20 protein-coding genes are annotated in these 20,272 nt (G+C 54.4%); 4 read left to right on the top strand and 16 right to left on the bottom strand.

Annotated features, from left to right (window positions below; genetic code table 11):
• Positions 1-35: 35 nt before the first annotated feature.
• The 8 genes from pldB to pldA all read right to left on the bottom strand — a co-directional run bounded on the left by pldB (position 36) and on the right by pldA (position 9,850).
• Complete coding sequence (pldB, locus tag MUU47_RS01380) at positions 36-1,028, bottom strand: lysophospholipase L2 (protein ID WP_258986308.1); 993 nt, start codon at positions 1,026-1,028, stop codon at positions 36-38.
• A 208-nt stretch (positions 1,029-1,236) separates the two neighbouring features.
• Positions 1,237-1,812, bottom strand: a complete 576-nt coding sequence (locus MUU47_RS01375) for a DUF1120 domain-containing protein (RefSeq protein WP_258986305.1) — start codon at positions 1,810-1,812, stop codon at positions 1,237-1,239.
• Positions 1,809-4,151 carry a fimbrial biogenesis usher protein gene (locus tag MUU47_RS01370; RefSeq protein ID WP_258986304.1) on the bottom strand — a complete coding sequence of 781 codons (2,343 nt, stop codon included), beginning with the start codon at positions 4,149-4,151 and terminating at the stop codon, positions 1,809-1,811. The genes MUU47_RS01375 and MUU47_RS01370 overlap by 4 nt, the downstream gene beginning before the upstream one ends.
• Positions 4,152-4,260: 109 nt before the next feature.
• Positions 4,261-4,974: a fimbria/pilus chaperone family protein gene (locus MUU47_RS01365; RefSeq protein WP_258986303.1), complete on the bottom strand. Its 714-nt coding sequence runs from the start codon at positions 4,972-4,974 to the stop codon at positions 4,261-4,263.
• A gap of 343 nt (positions 4,975-5,317) precedes the next feature.
• The gene (locus MUU47_RS01360) at positions 5,318-5,983 is read right to left on the bottom strand and encodes a DUF1120 domain-containing protein (RefSeq protein ID WP_258986302.1); all 666 of its coding nucleotides are present in this window, start codon (positions 5,981-5,983) and stop codon (positions 5,318-5,320) included.
• 421 nt (positions 5,984-6,404) lie between these two features.
• Positions 6,405-7,025, bottom strand: coding sequence for a threonine export protein RhtC (gene rhtC / locus MUU47_RS01355; RefSeq protein WP_258986301.1), 621 nt, complete (start codon positions 7,023-7,025; stop codon positions 6,405-6,407).
• Positions 7,026-7,085: 60 nt separating this feature from the next.
• Positions 7,086-8,915 carry an ATP-dependent DNA helicase RecQ gene (gene recQ / locus MUU47_RS01350; protein WP_258986300.1) on the bottom strand — a complete coding sequence of 610 codons (1,830 nt, stop codon included), beginning with the start codon at positions 8,913-8,915 and terminating at the stop codon, positions 7,086-7,088.
• A gap of 65 nt (positions 8,916-8,980) precedes the next feature.
• Positions 8,981-9,850 (bottom strand): phospholipase A, encoded by an 870-nt coding sequence (pldA, locus tag MUU47_RS01345; protein ID WP_258986299.1) that lies wholly within the window; start codon positions 9,848-9,850, stop codon positions 8,981-8,983.
• A gap of 155 nt (positions 9,851-10,005) precedes the next feature.
• Here pldA and yigI point away from each other — a divergent pair, with 155 nt between their 5' ends.
• The 4 genes from yigI to MUU47_RS01325 all read left to right on the top strand — a co-directional run bounded on the left by yigI (position 10,006) and on the right by MUU47_RS01325 (position 13,237).
• Positions 10,006-10,473, top strand: coding sequence for an acyl-CoA thioesterase YigI (gene yigI / locus MUU47_RS01340; RefSeq protein WP_125353410.1), 468 nt, complete (start codon positions 10,006-10,008; stop codon positions 10,471-10,473).
• Positions 10,474-10,522: 49 nt separating this feature from the next.
• Positions 10,523-11,416, top strand: coding sequence for an EamA family transporter RarD (rarD, locus tag MUU47_RS01335; RefSeq protein WP_110512109.1), 894 nt, complete (start codon positions 10,523-10,525; stop codon positions 11,414-11,416).
• 110 nt (positions 11,417-11,526) lie between these two features.
• Positions 11,527-12,513 (top strand): fatty acid desaturase, encoded by a 987-nt coding sequence (locus MUU47_RS01330; RefSeq protein ID WP_258986298.1) that lies wholly within the window; start codon positions 11,527-11,529, stop codon positions 12,511-12,513.
• The gene (locus MUU47_RS01325) at positions 12,503-13,237 is read left to right on the top strand and encodes a phosphate/phosphite/phosphonate ABC transporter substrate-binding protein (protein WP_258986297.1); all 735 of its coding nucleotides are present in this window, start codon (positions 12,503-12,505) and stop codon (positions 13,235-13,237) included. Before MUU47_RS01330 ends, MUU47_RS01325 begins: the two co-directional genes overlap by 11 nt.
• Here the strand turns inward: MUU47_RS01325 and corA are convergent.
• From corA to lptM, 8 genes are all read right to left on the bottom strand, one after another.
• Positions 13,215-14,165 (bottom strand): magnesium/cobalt transporter CorA, encoded by a 951-nt coding sequence (corA, locus tag MUU47_RS01320; protein WP_258986296.1) that lies wholly within the window; start codon positions 14,163-14,165, stop codon positions 13,215-13,217. The two genes, MUU47_RS01325 and corA, sit on opposite strands and share 23 nt — an antisense overlap.
• A gap of 149 nt (positions 14,166-14,314) precedes the next feature.
• Complete coding sequence (gene ysgD, locus MUU47_RS23445; RefSeq protein WP_374684476.1) at positions 14,315-14,371, bottom strand: YsgD/CorL family protein; 57 nt, start codon at positions 14,369-14,371, stop codon at positions 14,315-14,317.
• Positions 14,372-14,519: 148 nt separating this feature from the next.
• Positions 14,520-16,682: a DNA helicase II gene (uvrD, locus tag MUU47_RS01315; RefSeq protein WP_258986295.1), complete on the bottom strand. Its 2,163-nt coding sequence runs from the start codon at positions 16,680-16,682 to the stop codon at positions 14,520-14,522.
• Between the two features lie 136 nt (positions 16,683-16,818).
• The gene (gene yigB, locus MUU47_RS01310; RefSeq protein ID WP_258986294.1) at positions 16,819-17,535 is read right to left on the bottom strand and encodes a 5-amino-6-(5-phospho-D-ribitylamino)uracil phosphatase YigB; all 717 of its coding nucleotides are present in this window, start codon (positions 17,533-17,535) and stop codon (positions 16,819-16,821) included.
• Positions 17,535-18,437 carry a tyrosine recombinase XerC gene (gene xerC, locus MUU47_RS01305; protein ID WP_258986293.1) on the bottom strand — a complete coding sequence of 301 codons (903 nt, stop codon included), beginning with the start codon at positions 18,435-18,437 and terminating at the stop codon, positions 17,535-17,537. Before xerC ends, yigB begins: the two co-directional genes overlap by 1 nt.
• Positions 18,434-19,141, bottom strand: coding sequence for a DUF484 domain-containing protein (locus MUU47_RS01300; RefSeq protein ID WP_258986290.1), 708 nt, complete (start codon positions 19,139-19,141; stop codon positions 18,434-18,436). The genes xerC and MUU47_RS01300 overlap by 4 nt, the downstream gene beginning before the upstream one ends.
• Positions 19,138-19,962 (bottom strand): diaminopimelate epimerase, encoded by an 825-nt coding sequence (gene dapF / locus MUU47_RS01295; protein ID WP_258986331.1) that lies wholly within the window; start codon positions 19,960-19,962, stop codon positions 19,138-19,140. The genes MUU47_RS01300 and dapF overlap by 4 nt, the downstream gene beginning before the upstream one ends.
• Before the next feature lie 36 nt (positions 19,963-19,998).
• Complete coding sequence (lptM, locus tag MUU47_RS01290; RefSeq protein ID WP_125353394.1) at positions 19,999-20,202, bottom strand: LPS translocon maturation chaperone LptM; 204 nt, start codon at positions 20,200-20,202, stop codon at positions 19,999-20,001.
• Between the last annotated feature and the right edge of the window lie 70 nt (positions 20,203-20,272).

Genomic DNA, 20,272 nt, shown 5'->3' with positions numbered 1-20,272 from the left:
ATTAAACCTCTGGTAAGAGCGGCGCTAACGCCGGATTAATTATGTCGATCGTAAAACTCGACGATGGTCTCGAGTGCGACTGAGCGTATATCGTCCTTTTCGAAAAGGATCTCATGATAAGCACCGGGAATGACAAGCGGACTCACACCTTCACAAGGCTTGCCCGCCGCGGCGCGGAGTTCGCAATAACGGCCGTGCATACGGTTATCCACGACTTTTTCTTCTTCAGCCTGAATCAGCAACGTCGGGGTGTCATCTAACGCCACACCGGCCAGGATTTCCTCTCCGGCCATCACCCCTTCCCGTACCCAATGGTAAGTCGGTCCGCCAACGCGAATATACGGATTGTCGGCATAGAACCCCAGATTTCGCCGATAACGTTCCCGGCTATGGGTCAGGATGTTGAGGCTGAATGGTAGCGCGTGCCAGCGCCCGGTTCCCATGGCGTAGCTTTCTCTCATGCGCTGATGGCCCTCAGCGAAATCGAGAATTGGCCGCACCATCCAGTCAGGCAATCGCATGATGATACCGAACATTGGCGCACAAAGCGCGAGCGCGTCGCACTGCTTTGGGTTTCGCTGTAAAAACAGCGTAGAAATGGCCCCGCCCATTGAGTGCCCGAGGATATAACGTTTTCGCCACGGCCCCGGTGCGACTTCCTGTTCCCAGAAAGCGGCCAGGTCGTCGACGTAATCGCTGAAGTTATCCACGTGGCCGCGATGGCTGTCGTCAAGCATTCGCCCGGACAACCCTTGCCCACGGTGATCGATAATCAGCACATCGAAGCCGCTGTAGAACAAGTCGTAGGCCAGTTCCGCATACTTCACGTAGCTTTCGATTCGGCCCGGACACACCACAATCACCCGGTCGTGTTTTTTGGCGCGAAAGCGGACGAAGCGTACCGGAACGTTATCCACGCCTGTAAATTCGGCTTCTTCACGCTGGCGCCAGAAATTATTCAGCGGACCCATCGTGAAAGCGGCGAACCCATTTTCTCTGGTTTTCCAGTCCATTTTCTGCCGAAACATCGGCTATCCACCCCTGTTCAGCGCGGAAGCGCGTATTTTGAATAGCGTGACATACAACACCTTCACAGTAGGGTATTGTGGCATAAAAATGGTTTACTCGGGAGTGTCTCATGACCTTTGAGTGATGGATATTATGGTGGTGATTGGCGATGCGATGCTGGCCGCCATCTTGTTGACATCAACGCGCCATGTGTGATCAGCAGGCGCGTTAGTTATCGATGACTGCCAGCGTAATTCCGGTCGAGAGGGTTGTCTTATCCGTTACCATAAACTCCACATCTTTGAGTAATGGTGTCAGTGTCAGGGTGAAATTCATTTGCTGACCCGGAGCCACTGCATTCCCCGACACCGCAATAATACCTTGCTGGCTGTGGATCTGCTGTGTTTCTGCCACGCTGTCGAAGGATGAAAAGTTGCCGGGATATTGGGTGCGGGCAATCTCATAACGCTGCCCATCCAGCGTCAAGTGACTGACGTTCACACTCAGGCCACTTTGAGTACCAAATTTAAAACGCCCTTTCTCACCCGCTCTGCCACCGAAAAAGACCGCCATATTTCGTGAGGTGGGACAAAACACACTCACGTTAATATCCTGCTCCTGTAACTGATTCCAGCCCTGTGCAGATTTAATGACCTCATCCTTGCGCAAGGTTTTCAAATCTATCACAGGCTTAGATAACGTTATTTGACAATCACTCTCTGCCTGGCAAGATCCTGCAAAAACCAGTATACCGGTAAGGGTCACGGCACTGGCAACTTGCCGACAACGAGATAACATGTTCATCGGCATACGCCTCCTGTTTGTTCGTAAAAGGCATCCGGGTCTTGTTTATCCGCTAATTTCCAGTGGATTTGACACTGACGCTGACCGTCATCATTCGTTGCGTAGAGCGCTGATATCCCATCGATGTCATTCAGGAATATCTGCCCGTCATCCACCGATGTGACGACATACCGCCCCTTCTGGTCCACAATAGAAATGCCTTTTGGCAGCAATTTTCCATCCGTGTTTTTTACCCGAATCATCACGCGCCGCGAATTAAGGACCTTAAAACCCAGCTCACTGACCGATCCATGCCCCACCGCGACCACTTTGGTGCCGTTCGCCAGATCCATACTTTTCGGTAACGTGCTGCCATTTATCTCAATACGTGCGTTACGGTACAGCGGCATACCCGGTACTACGGCTTGCCCCCAGGCATCGGTCCAGACAGTTCCTTGCGGAGTGGACATTTCGATACCGCTCACCGGCTCACTCAGACGAGCAATCGCAAAGGTGTCTTTTACGTTGTAAGGTGAGAATGTAACACCATGATCGTGCGCGACCACCCCACCGCTCAGCGTCATGTTGTAATTGCTCTGGTGATGAGATCCCCCTCCAGCCCCCAGGCCGAGCTGGGTGTAATGGAGGTTGGTGTTGAGGTTACCATTGAAGCTATTGCTGTTATCTTCAAGATCACGGTCAACAGACAGGGAATAAGCGCTGTTCTGCGACAGGGAGCCGCTGGTTGTCACACCTGCGGAACTGTCATCCCCTTGTTGACGATAGTGGGTACTGATATTTTGCTCACCAAACGGAATACTGACGTTAACGTAAAACAGGTCTTCATCTTGTTCGTCCTCATCGGTGCTGCCAACCTGACTTTGCCAGTTCATCTGCACGGAAGCATATTTGAATGTTTTCCCCCATGAGGCATTCACATAACGAGAATCATCATTTCCCTCGGTGCCTTTATTCAGGTTATAGCCGAGAGAAAAAGTACCCAGTAAAGCCTGCTCCCAATTGATGGTTGCGTTATAGCTACTCTGGTAGCTCGTATAGTCTTTATTCAGTGCATCGGTAAGTTCGCGGTAATTATCACTGTATTTAGCAGCAGAAAGCGAAAGTGACACCGACGTTAGCGGAGAATAGCTGGTAGAAAGTTCACTTTTTACGCCGCTTCTGGCGTCACCAAAAGACGCATTACTGGTGAGCACACTGCCACCGAGAGACCAGCTATCTGATGGCAAATAGTCCAGTTGCGCACCTGCCGCCTGGTAGTCAACGGCCATTACGCCGGAAGCGGTCAGATTAAATTGTGGGCTCAAACTCCAGCCGTCAGAGATATTCGCCACTAACGGTTTCGCATAGTCACTGTCCACCTCTCTGACCTGACCAAAGGATATCGATAACCCTTGTGGGCGTGAAAGTCGTTTTGCTCTGAGTGTGGATGCGGAGATCACAAAGTGGTTAGATGAACCGTCGGTTTCTACCACCGTGATATCCAGATCGGTATTCGTCCGCACAATCGGCACACTATCGAGGGTAAACGGCCCAGCGGGCACCAACGTGGAATAGACTAACTGCCCGGTCTGGCGGACTTCTACTCGCGCCTGTGCACCACGGGCAATCCCTCTCACAGTAACACCGGAATTACCGGCAATCAGGGCGTTGGCTGGCGCAAGTTGAAGGCCCGTGATAGGCGTACCGCTGAACAAGCCGGAAATGGCATTTACCTGACCGGCCTGTAACTCGATTTTTTGATCGACAAAAGTATGCGCAACGTAGGTATATAAGCTGTTAGCAGATATGTTGCCGTCATTGTCAGTCACGACATAATTACTGCGTAACAGCCAGTCCGCGAAATTTATCCCACCTTCGAGAGAAGCCTGACGATAATCCGAGCTGCCACCTTCATAACGGCTGGAGGCATCAAACAGATTGTAGTTCAGCACCGCAGCAGTCCCACCATGCAGTACGTTAGCAGGCACGGCATACGGATCATTATTTACGGCTTCCGGTGGAACCACCAGCAGCAGGCTTTCGGTATTCGGCAACGGGGTGATCGTCGCTGTAGGGTATTCCTGACGGTAGTCATGGCAGGCTTGCGGCGCGGGTTCTGTAATCTGCTGGAGCCCGGCAGCAGCAAGGAAGTCATTATCAACGCAGAGTTCGCCCTGTGCCCCAAAACGTACAGCCAGAACACCTTTACCTTTACCATTCACCTGCAGGGAAACAGAATGGGTGCCCGGCAGATATTTTGCTTCGTGCGCAAAATGGTTGCTTAAGCCGGTATTCAGACCCCTATGCTGCAAAATATCAGTATCAAAAGTATACTCCCTGGCCTGCGCGAGAGGGCTCATCAGCAATATCACGGGAACAGAGACCCTCAATACGCGACGGATCTCACGGGCTACAGCAGATAACGTCAACATTACGGTTTCTATTCCGATAGCTTTAGCAACACAATCGCTATTTATTCAGCGGTGCAGTGAAACTCGCCACGTCAATGCCATAACGGCTGGCTGGGGTAAATTTGAGCTGGCTGTCCATACCCGGCGCCTTATTCAACGCGGCGGTCATGGTTTCGCCTGGCAGGATATAGGTTTTTGCCAGATGACCGGTGGCCCCTGAAGGCAGGGTTTGCACAACCGGTGTCAGACGTACCACATACGGGCTGGGATTTTTCACCGTCACGGTTTTACCGGAGGCAGACCAGTTAAGTAACGTCCATGCATCTTTAACCACTGGCAGGCTCTTCGGATGAATGAGCACCGGAATATCCTGACGCAGGTTGAAGCCGACTTTCATTTTCTTGGAGGGATCTTTCGGCGGGATACCTTCAAACACCACGCGTTTTAAATGTTCGGTGGTGAGTGGTGCATCGGTACGCAAAATAAAACGCAACTGCTGAGTCTGGCCTGGCTCTACGCGCACAACAGGTTGAGTCACTGTCAAGTGCGTACCTTTGTCATCCGGCAAATCGGTAATGGTGGTGTAGAGCAAATTGGGGACGGGGTCGGTATTGACCAGATTAATCGTCCCACCCATATCGGCCTCTTCAATCAGCAGCAGCATCGTTTCCGGGACTACGCCCGCCGCCAAGACCGGTGCGATATGCATAGCGGCCCCCAGCAAAGGGAACATCAATAAAAAGGTACGCGTTAACGTTGAGCGTAAAAACATATTCAGTTAATCCTGTCATTGTTCCCCAGAAAGGGGAACATAGTGGGTTACTGAAGCAATAAATACAGATGCTTCAGATTGGCGACAATTTAATATTTGCGTTATCCGCTAGTGATATCATTCATTTCCGCCAATCCATGCGATAATAATAAATATTCAATATGATAAATACAGGAGTAGTTATTCCGCTTCTATACCCGTCGCCATTCAAGCTGCAGCGGTGTTGGCTACCCTCGCTCACCCGAATCACTTACTAGAGTAAGCTCATCGGGATTCGCTCCGTTGCCGCCTACCTGCAACTTGAATGAACTTGGGTATATACTTATCATTCAGAAAAATATAATTACAGATAAACCAGACTGATGGTTGCCTGACCATCCAGGATGGTATCATCGCTAATGGCTAAAACGTCGGTGCCCTGAATAGCGGCCGAAATTTGCATCGGGAATACGCCGGTAGTAAATGCGACTGGTGTTAATGTTCCTGTCGCTGCTGCGGTCGCGATAGCGCCTCCAGTTGAGTCCATGAATCCCACTCCATTCTTCCAGGTCCCACTCGTAGTTTTGCTAATATCTGCGGCATTAGCTCCATCCGTTATTGCATTTGATACACGAACGTTATAAGCACCGATATTCACATTATTCGCTGTTTTACCCAGTCCAAACTCGAACCCTACAGCGCTCGCAGATGTTGATGATGCGCCATCAGCGCTTTCAACCTCTAACGCATGAAGGCTATCTGAACGATCATCCATCATGGTAAAGGCCACTTTTGACGGCGCGTCACAGGTAATCGTCAGTGTAATATCTTTTGAGCCAATCTGATTAGTGTCTGTTGCCGACATACCACCGATACCAATATTGCCATAATCAACAACACCGCCATTGCTGAGGTTTGGAACACAGGCAGACATGATCAGCGCCCCTTTTACTTGCAGCGTGGTGGTTGGGGCAGCCATTGCTGAAGAGGTAGCCGCGGCAATCAGCGCCACAAGAAGCAGTTTTTTCATTTCGAGTCCTTAATATATAGATGCGTGGTCATTCACAGTGTCTCAACATGAAGAAATATCCATTTCTCCCGAGGGATGGGATTTTACCTGTAGGTGTTCGAAAATTAAAGGCATGCAGAATTAATTAGTCATTCAGAAAAAATAAGCAGCGGGGAAACAGATTAAGAATGCATTGTTAAATAAGCACATTCCATATATTAATATATTAATATATTAATATATGCCTAAAATAATTCGAGTTGCAGGGGTGCGAGTAACTCTCACTCACCCCTATGAATGTATACCCGTCGTCCTTCAAGTTGCAGGTGTGTTGGCTGCTCTCGTTCACCCGAATCACTTACTTGAGTAAGCTCATCGGGATTTTCTCGTTTGCCGCCTTCCTGCAACATGAATGAGCTTGGGTATAGACAGAGACAGAAAATCAGCGAGAGATGATCAGGTGAATGCCGAAGCCCGCGAACAGGGTTCCGGCCACACCGTCAATCCATTTGGCCATGCGCTGATAGCCGCGGCGCATGGTCGGCAACGCGAACAGGCTCGCCACCACCGTAAACCACGCGAAAGTTTCAACAATAATCAGCAGGAAAATGCCCCAGCGTTCCGCACCACCGATGTTATCCCCGACGAACAGTGAGAATACCGAGCCGAAATAGATAATGGCTTTTGGGTTCGCCAGATTGGTCAGCAGCCCTTTCAGGAAACTTTTACCGCCCTGCGCCAGTTCCACGTCCGGGGTTTCGGGGGTTGCTTCGCGTTTCTTCAGCGCACCGCGCAGCATTTGATAGCCCATCCAGCACAGATACAGACCGCCGCCGACCATGACGATGTTGTGCAGCCACGCCATTTTTTCGAGCAGCAGATGCAAACCCAACAGGGCAACACCCGCCCAGACCATGACGCCAGCAGTAATGCCGAGCACGCCCATCATCGCTTCTTTACGGGAGCGACTGACGGCCGTTTGCGACACGAAGAAAAAGTCTGGGCCAGGGCTCATCAGTGCAATTAAATGCACCATCGCCACAGTGAGAAATAACATCAACATAGGAAACTCGCGGGGAATGATTCAGTGAGTGATTATCCTGGCACTTTTTTGCCCGGCTGACTACTCCTCATCATCCCCATCAGCATGGGCACGGATCAGCGCTAAAAACTCTTGTCCGAAACGCTCCAGCTTGCGTACGCCCACGCCGTTCACACTAAGCATTTCGCCCGGCGACGTCGGCATTTGCTCGGCCATTTCAATCAGCGTGGCGTCGTTAAACACCACGTAAGGTGGGATATTTTCTTCGTCGGCGATGACTTTGCGCAGCTTGCGCAGTTTGGCGAACAGCTTACGGTCATAGTTCCCGCCGTAGGATTTCTGCGCAACGCGCGGTTTGAGCGCCAGCACGCGCGGCACGGCTAACTGCAGCGGCACTTCGGCACGCAGTACCGGACGCGCGGAATCGGTCATCTGCAACGCAGAATGCATCGCGATATTCTGCATCACCAGCCCGAGATGGATAAGCTGACGGATAACACTCACCCAGTGTTCATGGGTTTTATCGCGGCCCATGCCATACACCTTGAGCTTATCGTGGCCCATTTCGCGGATACGCTGGTTATTCGCGCCGCGAATCACTTCAACCACATAGCCCATACCAAAGCGCTGATTCACCCGACCAATAGTTGAGAGCGCAATCTGTGCATCCTGTAAGCCATCGTATTGTTTCGGGGGATCAAGGCACACGTCGCAGTTACCGCACGACTCCTGACGGCCTTCGCCGAAATAGTTCAGCAGCACCAGACGACGGCAGGTTTGCGCTTCGGCAAACGCGCCCATTGCGTTGAGCTTGTGGCGTTCAATATCCAGCAGCTGTCCGGGGGGCTTTTCTTCGAGGCAACGGCGCAGCCAGGCCATGTCGGCCGGATCGTAAAACAGCATCGCTTCGGCAGGCAGCCCGTCACGACCGGCGCGGCCGGTTTCCTGATAGTAGGATTCGATATTACGCGGGATGTCGAAGTGCACCACAAAGCGTACGTTGGGCTTGTTGATGCCCATACCAAAGGCAACGGTCGCCACGACGATTTGCAAATCGTCGCGCTGGAAACGCTCCTGCACATCGGCTCGCACGGTGTTTTCCAGCCCGGCATGATACGCACCCGCACTGATACCACGGCTTTGCAGACGTGCGGCGGTGTCTTCCACCTTCGAGCGGCTGTTGCAGTAAATAATGCCGGATTTTCCACGCTGATCCTGCACGTAACGCATCAGCTGATCGAGCGGCTTGAACTTCTCCATCAGCATGTAGCGGATGTTCGGTCGGTCAAAGCTGCTTATCTGAATGTACGGATCGTTCAGACCCAGCAGACGCACGATATCGCTGCGGGTGGTGTCATCGGCTGTGGCGGTTAACGCCATAAACGGCAGCGTCGGATAACGCTGACGCAGCTGGCCCAGCGCGGCATATTCAGGACGGAAGTCGTGGCCCCACTGAGAAATACAGTGCGCTTCATCCACCGCCAGCATCACCGGATTCCAGTGACTGAGGTTATCGAGGAAGTTGTCGAGCATCAGACGTTCAGGGGCGATATACAGCAGGCGGATTTTGCCGGTACGACAGCCCACCATGACGTCCTGCTGCTGTTCGCGAGTCTGCGTCGAGTTCAGACAGGCCGCCGCCACGCCGTTGGCGAGCAGCTGATCGACCTGGTCTTTCATTAATGAAATCAGCGGTGAGACAACGACCGTCAGGCCGTCGAGAACCAGCGCGGGAACCTGATAGCACAGGGATTTCCCGCCGCCGGTCGGCATCACCACCAGACAGTCACGCCCTTCGAGCGCCGTCTCGATGATGGTTTCCTGACCCGGGCGGAATTGCTGGTAGCCAAAGGTTTCCTGCAAAACCTGTCTTGCCAGCGATACCTGATTTATCACTTCCGCCTGCGCCACACTCACCCCAATTCTGAAATAAAAACAGGCGCTATTTTCAGCGCCTGAGAGCAAGAGTGCAACGTTTAAAACAGATCGTTGAGCATTACGCCTACGCCGACACGTGTCTGATTGAAGTTGTAATCAATCAGCGACTCGCCGTAACCGCTGTAAACCTGCGTATAAATGCGCACGTGTTTGGTCATCGGATAGCTCAGACCGAGCTCCGCGCCGCCGTAGCCGGTATTCCAATTGTACTGGCCTTTCACGCTCAGCACGGCATCACCCAAGTGATAGCCCACTTTGAGCTGATAGTAGCCCATGTACTTGGTGATATCCGGATTGTCGTCGGTGCTGCCAATCACATACCACGGCTTCACTTCCACCATCCAGTTGCCATTTTGCGCCATCAGACGGGTGTAGAGGCGGTTCCAGCTGCGGGAGGTTGGATCGGAGCGCCCGTTGGAGTCGTGGTTATAGCCAAACTCAACGTCGCGCAGCGTCCAGCCTGCAAACTGGTAGTCGGTCGCAAAACCGAGGAACAGCTGCGGTTCATAGTTGGTTTCACGGAACGGGGCGGATTCGGAAGTATTGGAGAGCTGCCACCAGGATTTCTGGGTATATGACGCCCCGAGAACGGAGTTATCGCCCAGGATCCCTCGCCACAGCGGGAATGCTAAACTCAGCTGGAATTTCACCTCATCCTTGCGCGCATTGTCGGCCCAGTTGTAGCTTTTGATGGCCTCTTTATTCAAGTCGCTGGTATCGGTGTAAATCACATAGTTGGTGTCGTATGGGTACAGCGTAAAAGGATTGTCGTGCTCCTGGAGCATGTTGGCGATGATACTGCCACGCACGGCGGGCGCATCATGAACATCCTTAATCGTCGCTTCCTGTGCATAAACGGACAGCGGCAGCCCTGTAACTGCCAGCAACCAACCCAGCCTGGTTCGCATTGGGAGTTCTCCTGAACAAAATTTATTATTGGATAATCAGTCGGCTGTCATTCTACCGATTTATCGCCATCTTGCGCGGTTATCGTTTCCGAAAGTAGAAATCAACAAATCATAGGCATAAAATCAACATTTCATTAACCAATGGAAAGGTTGCTATGTCCGCAGAACTCACCGCCGAAGCCGCGTTAAAGCTGGTAGGCGATATCTTTGTGTATCACATGCCGTTTAACCGCGCGCTGGGTCTGGAGCTGGAACGCTACGAGAAATCCTTCGCTCAGCTCAGCTTTAACAATCAGCCGATGATGGTCGGCAACTGGGCGCAAAGTATTCTTCACGGCGGGGTGATTGCCTCGGCGCTGGACGTCGCCGCAGGCCTGGTCTGCGTGGGCAGTACGCTCACCCGACACGACACCATCAACGAAGACGAACTGCGCCAGCGCCTGTCACGAATGGGCACCATCGATTTACGCGTGGATTACCTACGCCCAGGCCGGGGCAACCGTTTTACCGCCACCAGCAGCCTGCTGCGCGCGGGTAATAAAGTGGCGGTCGCGCGCGTCGAATTGCACAACGAAGAGCAGGTTTATATCGCCAGCGCGACCGCCACTTATATGGTGGGTTAACCGTTAAAATCGGGTAACATCCCCTTACTTTTATGTAACGGATTTTCCCATGGATGCTAAACAAACGCGGCAAGGGGTTTTACTCGCCCTCGCCGCTTATTTTATTTGGGGCGTAGCACCGGCGTACTTCAAAGTCATTCATTACGTACCCGCCGATGAAATTCTCACCCACCGTATTATCTGGTCATTCTTCTTTATGGTGGCGCTGATCAGCATCAGCCGTCAGTGGAGCGGCATCAAGCGCCTGTGCCAGACGCCGAAGAAAATCTTTCTGCTGGCGCTTTCTGCGGTTTTGATTGGCGGCAACTGGCTGCTGTTTATCTGGGCGGTGAATAATCAGCACATGCTGGAAGCCAGCCTCGGTTATTTCATTAACCCGCTGGTGAATATCGTGCTGGGGATGATTTTCCTCGGGGAACGTTTCCGTCGGATGCAATGGGTAGCGGTTTTCCTCGCGGCCTGCGGCGTGCTGGTGCAACTCTGGACCTTTGGTTCGCTGCCGATTATCGCGCTGGGGCTGGCGTTCAGCTTTGCGTTTTACGGCCTGGTGCGTAAGAAAATTGCCGTCGATGCCCAAACAGGGATGCTGGTGGAAACCCTGTGGTTACTGCCCGTGGCGGCCATTTATCTGTTCGGTATCGCCGACAGCGCCACCAGCCATATGGGGCAAAACCCGTGGTCGCTGAACCTGCTGCTGATGGCGGCAGGCGTGGTTACCACTATTCCACTGCTGTGCTTCACCGGTGCCGCCACCAAACTGCGGCTATCGACGCTAGGCTTCTTCCAGTACATCGGCCCGACGCTCATGTTCATTCTGGCAGTGATGTTTTACGGTGAAACCCCGGGCGCGGATAAAATGGTCACTTTCGCGTTTATTTGGGTCGCGCTGGCGGTGTTCGTTATCGATGCACTTTATACCCTGCGCCGTACGCCAAAAAGCTGATCCCATGAGCTTTGCCAGAAAGCGGCAAAGCTCATCCAGTTAAATTCTTTGTTATTTCAACCGGCTTCTCACATCTTCTGTGGATAACCTCTTAGAGATGTGGAAGCCGGATGCTAACTCCCGACCCCGCCCGACGTTCTGCCTGGCTGCATGATGAACAGCGCAGCGCGGTACGCCTGCTCGCCAGAAGCTGGCTGTGGCGCAGCGAACTGCCGACCTGGCTGTTGATGTTCACGATTTACGGCGGCTGGTTTGCCACGCTGGCGTTCCGCGCTGAGCTGGGCCTTTTCGCGTCAACGGTGCTGCTGATTCTGTTCACCACCTGGTATATGTCGTTTCAACATGAGCTTATTCATGGGCATCCGACGCGCTGGCCGCCCGTCAACCAACTGTTCGGCCTGCTGCCGCTGGCGGTGTGGTATCCGTACGGGCTGTATCGTGATTCGCACCTGGCGCACCACCGTAATCAGCTGCTGACAGTGCCGGGCGAAGATCCTGAGACCTACTATTTTTCCGCAGAGCGCTGGCAACGTTTTAGCGGCTGGCAACAGCGCGTGATCCATCTGCGTAATACGTTTATTGGCCGACTCCTGCTGGCACCGCTGCTGGATATTGCTGGCGTGCTTGAGGGCATGATGAAATCGTTTCGCTTGGGAGAGCGCCGGGCGGTAGCCATGTGGCTGGTGCATTTCACGCTGCTGGGGCTGGTGTTCAGCTGGCTGCAGCATCAGGGATTTTCGGTGTTGTGGTATCTGCTGGCGGTGAGTTATCCGGCGCTGGCGATCACCAAAATACGCTCGTTCCTCGAACATCGGGCCGCCGACGATCCGCTGGCCCGCTCCGCCATCACTGAAACCTCACTGCCGTGGCGTTTGCTGTTTCTCAATCTGAACTATCATTCGGTTCATCATGATTTGCCCGGGGTGCCGTGGTACGGCTTGCGTAAAGTGTGGTTGCGCGACAAAACGCACTACGCGCAGCGTAATCAAGGATTTGTCGTAAAAGGCTACCGGGAATGGTGGAGAAACTACCGTTTTCGCCCGGTGGATGTGACCGTGCATCCCGGTGGCCCAGAGGAGATTCAGCATGACCGGTAACATCGCATTTCCGATGTATGACGTGAACCCTGCTGCCACAGATACACTCGCGGCCGCCGTGCTACGGCACTTTCCCAACGCCCGCTTCCAGCGACCGGCAGATTTACTTTCCCACTGGCAGGACGACAACCTGCTGCTGAGTCAAACCTGCGGCTATCCGCTGATGACCGCCCTGAATGAGGTGCAGGTGGTCGGGTGCTTTCATTACACCGCATCGGGCTGCGAGGGGATCAACTATCGCAGTCGGCTGGTCGCTCGTCAGACTGAAGCGGGCAAAAGGCTGGATGATTTTCGCGGTCAGGTTGTCGCCTGCAATTCGCCGGATTCGCAGTCGGGACATCACGCTCTACGCAATAGCGTGGGCCACGACGACACCTTTTTCCGCTCGATCGTCTGGACCGGGAGCCATCGCCAGTCGCTGAGTGCGCTGCAAAACGGAACCGCAGACATTGCCGCCATCGACGGCGTGAGCCTGGCATTGTTTGCACGCTATCAGCCACAGGCGTTGAAGGAGCTGACGGTGGTGGGCGAAACGCCGTTAACGCCAGGACTCCCGCTGATTACCTCGCGCCATACATCGGCCCAAACGCTGAATGCGTTGCGCGAGGTATTACGTGAGATTGCCGGTGAAGCAGAGATTACCGCGCCGTTGCTGATCGGCGGCTTCAGTCCCGCAAGCCGCCGCGATTATGACGTGATACTTAAAGCCAGTTCTTGCGTTTGAAGTAGAGATACGGCGCGAGGCCCGCGAGGATCATAAACACAATCGCCCCCGGATAGCCGAAACTCCAGTGCAACTCTGGCATAAACTCGAAGTTCATCCCGTAACTTGAGGCCACCAGCGTCGGCGGCAGGAACACCACGGAGACCACCGAGAAGATCTTGATGATGCGGTTCTGCTCGATGTTGATAAAGCCCATCGCCGCCTGCATCAGGAAGTTTACCTTCTGGAACAGCGATTCATTGTGCGGCAGCAGGGATTCGATATCTCGCAGGATCTCACGCGCCTGCTCCAGCTGCACCGCCGGTAAGCGCGCTTTACGGACGAGGAAGTTCAATGCGCGCTGGGTATCCATCAGACACAAACGCACTTTCCAACCGATATCTTCCAGCTCCGCCAGCGTGGAGAGCGCTTCATCGTATTCGTCGCCCTGATGGCCTTCCATGATGACGCGGCTCAGCTTTTCCAGGTCGCTGTAGATGTTTTCAATTTCATCTGCGAGCTGTTCGATTTTGGTTTCGAACAGGTCAAGCAGCAGCTCAAACGCATTGCCATCGACCATTTCCTGGTTGCGGGCACGCATTCGATACAGACGAAACGCAGGCAGTTCGCGTTCGCGCAGCGTGAACAGACGTCCTTCGCGGATGGTAAACGCCACAGTGGAGTTACCGGCGTGATCGTCGGCATCTTCATAAAAGAAGAAGGAGTGGATGTGCAGCCCGTCTTCGTCTTCGAAGAAACGGGCCGAGGCCTCGATGTCTTCCAGTTCAGGCCGCGTGGCCAGATTCTGACCCAGCTCCGTCTGTACGCGATTACGCTCTTCGTCATCTGGCTCGACCAAATCGACCCAAACCGACGTGGCAAGGTGCTTGATGTCGTCAGACTCAAGGCGCGTTAAGCGGTTGTTTTCCAGTTGAAATGCGCTCAGCATGACCGGGACTCCCAATGCAAAAAATTATCGGACAGTACGGTGGGCACACAGAAACATCGGGGGTTTCAGACCATTAAGCCTGACTCATTGCGACGGGAATATTGCATGTCGCCGACAACCTCTAAGGCCATCAGCGTCGGGTGATAGCCTTAGGAGTTGTTCCTGGGTTGCAGGAAGTTGAGCCAGCATCTACTGGGTGTGTCCAAGGTATCAGTCCTCTTAGCGTATTCGTGCGCGCATGTTACGCCAGCCTAAATGAAGCGTCAACACGCAGCGAAGCGCCAGAGGGTTTTTCCACCCCTCTGGCGTATAAGACTAGCAGAACGTTAAGAAAATATGATGTATTTCTTAATGTTACGCATTTTCGAGGCGCGCGTAAGCCGCCACCAGCCATTTGATGCCCTGACCCTGAAACGCCACCTGCAAACGGCTGTGTTCGCCACTGCCTTCCAGGTTAACGATGGTGCCTTCACCAAATTTCGGGTGGCGCACGCGCTGGCCCAGCTTGTAGCCGGTGTCATTTTCAGCCATCGGCGTGCCCATCCGCTGATGGTTAACCGGGCGGCTGACGGTCGCTCGCAGACGTACTTCTTCCACGCACGCTTCCGGCAGCTCACCGACAAAGCGCGACGGACGGTGATACACCTCTTTGCCGTATAAACGACGGGTTTCAGCGTAGGTCAGCGTCAGCTTTTGCATCGCACGCGTTACGCCGACGTACGCCAGGCGGCGTTCTTCTTCCAGACGCCCGCCTTCATCCAGCGACATCTGGCTCGGGAACATGCCTTCTTCCATCCCGACGATAAACACCTGCGGGAACTCCAGACCTTTCGCCGAATGCAGCGTCATCAGCTGCACCGCGTCCTGCCAGGTATCGGCCTGCCCTTCGCCCGCTTCCAGCGCCGCATGGGACAGGAACGCCTGTAACGGCATCAAATCTTCTTCTTCGTCGTTGTAGCTGAATTGGCGCGTTGCCGTCACCAGCTCCTCTAAGTTCTCGATACGCGTCTGGCCTTTCTCGCCTTTCTCCTGCTCATACATCATGAACAGGCCGGAATCTTTAATCACCCGGTCAGTCTGCACATGCAGTGGCATATCGGCGGTTTCCTGCGCCAGTGCGTCGATAAGCTCCATAAAGCGCTGTAACGCGCTGGCCGCACGTCCGGCAAGAGCTTTGTCTTTCAGCAATTCACGACACGCCTGCCACAGCGTCAGTTGCCGGTCGCGGGAAGCCTGACGCACCACGTCGAGCGTGCGATCGCCAATGCCGCGCGTCGGGGTATTCACCACGCGCTCAAACGCCGCATCGTCATTGCGGTTGGCAATCAGGCGCAGATAGGCCAGCGCATCTTTGATTTCCAGACGTTCGAAGAAGCGCATCCCGCCATAAATACGGTACGGCATACTCACCTGCAACAATGCTTCTTCCAGCACACGCGACTGGGCGTTACTGCGATAAAGAATAGCGCACTGCTCAAGCTGGCCACCGTTGTCCTGCCAGGCTTTGATTCGGCTCACCACGAAGCGGGCTTCATCCAGCTCGTTGAACGCGCAGTACAGTGAAATCGGTTCGCCGTCGACGCCATCGGTCCACAGCTTTTTGCCCAGACGGCCGTCGTTGTTCTCAATCAGGGCGTTCGCCGCGCTAAGAATATTATTGGTCGAGCGGTAGTTCTGCTCCAGACGGATGGTTTCAGCGCCGGGGAAATCTTTCAGGAAACGCTGGATGTTTTCGACCTGCGCGCCGCGCCAGCCGTAGATCGACTGGTCATCATCGCCAACGATCATCACTTTGCCCGTGTCGCCCGCCAGCATGCGGATCCACGCGTACTGAATGTTGTTGGTATCCTGGAATTCGTCCACCAGGATATTGGTGAAGCGCTCGCGGTAGTGCTGCAAAATATGTGGCTTGTTGAGCCATAGCTCATGGGCGCGCAGCAGCAGCTCGGCGAAATCAACCAGGCCCGCGCGGTCACACGCTTCCTGATAGGCCTGATAGACCTTCTGCCAGGTTTGCTCCACCGGATTGCCGTAGCTTTGAATATGATGCGGGCGCAGCCCTTCATCTTTCTGACCGTTGATGTACCACATCGCCTGACGCGGCGGCCACTGCTTCTCGTCGAGGTTCATGGCCTTGATCAGACGTTTTAGCAGGCGTAGCTGATCTTCGCTGTCGAGGATTTGGAAATCCTGCGGCAGACTGGCGTCCAGATGGTGCGCGCGCAGCAAGCGGTGCGCCAGACCGTGGAACGTACCGACCCACATGCCACCCTGAGAGGTGCCCATCAGTTGACCAATACGGTGGCGCATTTCCGCCGCCGCTTTATTGGTAAAGGTCACCGCCATAATCGAATACGGTGAACTGTGTTCAACGCTGATAAGCCACGCGATACGGTGCACCAGCACCCGTGTTTTGCCACTTCCTGCCCCAGCCAGCACCAGCATGTTGGTGCGCGATGCCGCCACGGCTTCACGCTGTTTGTCATTGAGGCTGTCGAGCAGGTAAGAAACGTCCATTGGCACCGCCGGGTAGAAATTGAGAAAACGTCGAAACGCCCGGTGGCGCTTCGCTTACCGGGCCTACACGTTCGTAGGGCGGATTAGCAACGCGCATCCGCCAAAACCCTGGAATTTTATACAGAACTTCTGACGATTATATCAGCGTAGTGAGGGATGCCAACCGCGAAATTTCGATGTGAGGTAACAGGCGGCTGTCGGCGATTTGCATCAGGTCACCATCGAGCAGGTTTATCCAGCAGGCCTGTACACCACAGCGGATCGCCCCCGCGACGTCGGTCGTCAGGTCATCGCCCACGTGCAGGATTTGCTCAAGCGGAACATCAAGACGCTCTGCCGCCAGATGGTACATATCACTGAACGGCTTGGAACGCCCGTCGGGGCCTGCGCGCAGCACAAACTTAAAATAGTCATTCAGGCCGAACAGTTCCGGCTGTGCATTGCCGTTGGTTATCGCCACCAGAGGCCATTTTTCAGCCAGCTTCGCGAGGGTGTCGTGGGTTTCCTGCGGCACGTCGATCGCACTGCGCCAGTGGGCGAAATTCGCCATCGCGGCGTTGGCGCCAATCGTGGCGTCTCTCTCCGACAGACCGGCATTCAGCATCGCCAGCTCAACCGCACGACGACGCCATTCGGTCACGTCGTGATAAATCTCGGGCTCGGCCTGGCGCAGCGCCTGTCGAAGCTGATGGAAATCACTGCTTTCCAGCGCCTGTAACGCCGGATGGTAACCGCGGACAAATTCCAGCGACTCTTTTTCCGTGCGGCGGATAACCAGACGGTTGTCGTAAAGGGTGTCATCGAGGTCAAAGGTCAGGGCCGAAATCTGGCCCAGTGGACGGTAAAAACGCATTATTTCCCCCGTTTGGCGCGTGGGTGTGCCTTGTCGTACACCGAGGCAAGATGTTGAAAATCAAGATGGGTATAGATTTGCGTGGTGGAAAGATTAGCGTGACCGAGCAGTTCCTGCACGCCGCGCAAATCCCCGCTCGACTCCAGCATGTGGGTCGCGAACGAGTGGCGCAGCTTGTGCGGATTGACATGGCTGTTCAGCCCTTGCTTGATACCCCACTCCGCAAAGCGCTTTTGCACATTGCGCGCGGAGATGCGTTTGCCGAGCTTCGACAAAAACAACGCGTCTTCCTCACTACCGAACAGCCCGCGTAAATCGAGCCAGTGCTCAATCCAGTGCGCGGCGCTGCGGCCAATCGGCAGGCGGCGCTCTTTGCTGCCTTTCCCCATCACCCACACTTCGCCTGATTCCAGGTCAAGATGCTTAATGTTGAGACCCACCAGCTCTGACAAACGCAGGCCCGCGCCGTACATGATTTCGAGCATTGCCCGGTCACGCACGGCCAGCGGATCATTGAGATCGATATCCAGCAGACGATTGACGTCATCCACATCAATATTTTTTGGCAGATGGCGCGGGGCTTTCGGCGCGGAGACGGCTTTCGCCGGATTGGCCTGCAGCTCACCCTGGCTCACCAGCCAGTCGAAAAAGCTACGCAGGGCCGACAGCCGCAGCGCCAGACTCGCCGGGCCAAGCCCTTTACGACGGCTGCGAACCGCAAAACTACGGACTGTCGCGGCATCACATTGTTGCCAATTTTTCACACTGCTTTCTTCAGCGATAGCGATGATGGCATCAAGCTGACGCCGATAGTTAAGCAGAGTTATCGGACTGAGTTGGCGTTCAACGCCGAGATAACGCAAGAAGCGTTCGGTTGGTTCAAAGAGCGGAGTCGGCGTCATACGCGCTCGACCCAACGCTCCAGCAGGCCAGGCAGCAGCAGGGAAATTTCCTGCAAGAGGTGCGTTCCTTGACCAGACTGATAATGGTGCGCGTCGCGGCTGCTGAACAGCACTACGCCGAGGTCACCGTCACTGCCGAGCATCGACATCGCTACCGAGCCAATTGCTTTGGCATCCGGCATCATCACCAGCAGTTCCGGGCCATTCAGCGAGCCAAGATAGTGGCGCTCATGGCCGAGACGCTGAATGCGGATGGATTCAAAAGACTGACGGGAAAGTGCAAGCTGGGTGAACTTAGACGGCGCGCCAATGCGCCAGCGGTCGGCAAACAGACGCACCGTGGCACCCGCCAGACCCAAATCGCGCGCCCAACGGTGGAAGCGATTGAGCATATCGTCGAGGCTTTCAGCCGCGGCTAAACGCGTTTGCAGATGCAGCAGACGATAAAACAGGCTTTCGTTCGCTGATGCCTGCTCCACCAGCAGCGTCATGTTCTCTTCCAGCGCGTTGATGTGATTTCTGGCGCGCGCCATGTGCCATTCGACCAGCGACACCGTGCCGCGAACCGGATGCGGCACGCGCATCCCTTCCACCGCCGGGGCGTTGCGAATGAAAAACTCAGGATGTTGCAGCAGATAGTCGACTACCGCCCGATCGTCGAGCGTGTTGAGTTCAGCCTGCTGTTCTTCCCCGATTGGTTTCATAAATGAATAAATCCGTCGTAGACATGTACCGCCGGGCCAGTCATAAACAACGGTTGACCCGGTCCTTTCCAGGCGATATCCAGCCGCCCGCCTGGTAATACCACGCGTACCTCTTCGGCCAGCAAACCTTGCTGAATGCCAACGGCAACTGCCGCACAAGCTCCGCTCCCGCAGGCCTGCGTTTCACCTGCGCCGCGCTCAAATACACGCAAGCGAATGTGATCGTTCTTCACCACCTGCATAAAACCGATATTGGCACGCTCAGGAAAACGCTCATGGCTTTCCATAATTGGGCCTAACGTTTCCACCGCAGCGGTGTCGACATCATCGACCTGAATGACGCAGTGCGGATTGCCCATTGAGACTACGCCGCACAATACTGTCTGTTCAGACGCACGCATAATATAGGTCTTTTCCGCTTTGTTGGCGCGGAACGGCACCTGCGAAGGCTCGAAGTTGGGCTCGCCCATATTCACCCGCACCAGATCGTCATCCGTTACGGTTAATACCATCCGGCCATTGGCGGTGCTGACGCGGATGTCACGTTTATTGGTCAGGCCTTTAAGGCGTACAAAACGCGCAAAGCAGCGCGCGCCGTTGCCGCACTGAGACACTTCACTGCCGTCGGCGTTAAAGATACGGTAGTGGAAGTCGAGATCGGGATCGTACGGTGGCTCAACCACCAGCAACTGATCAAAGCCAACACCATGATGCCGATCGGCCAGGCGGCGGATCAGCTCCGGAGAAAAGAACACATTCTGCGTTACCGCATCGACGACCATGAAATCGTTGCCCAGGCCGTGCATTTTAGAGAACTGCATCATTTACTCCATCCACGCAGAAATAACGACTTCTTATTAGTAGTTAACCTGGCTCGGGCCACCATTATCACCGCGATCGTTACGGGTAGGCTCAGTCGTCTGAGTACCCGGATCTACTGGTTTAGTCGGTGGTGCCGCCGATTTATCTGCTGGCGGAAAATAGAGCGGGCCCTTCAGGCCACAACCCGCCAGGGTCAATAACGCAGCCAAAAGGACCAGTGGTCGAAAGAGGTTCTTCATTCTTATAGTGCCTGTGGTTGATGCTTACTGCTTTCTATCATCGCAGGAGAAGACGTAAAAGCAAGCGTTT

It is taken from the genome of Scandinavium hiltneri (genome assembly GCF_024764835.1).
Lineage (GTDB): Bacteria > Pseudomonadota > Gammaproteobacteria > Enterobacterales > Enterobacteriaceae > Scandinavium > Scandinavium hiltneri.
The sequence above is the reverse complement of the archived record's forward strand: the minus strand, read 5'-3'. Positions and strand labels throughout refer to the sequence as shown.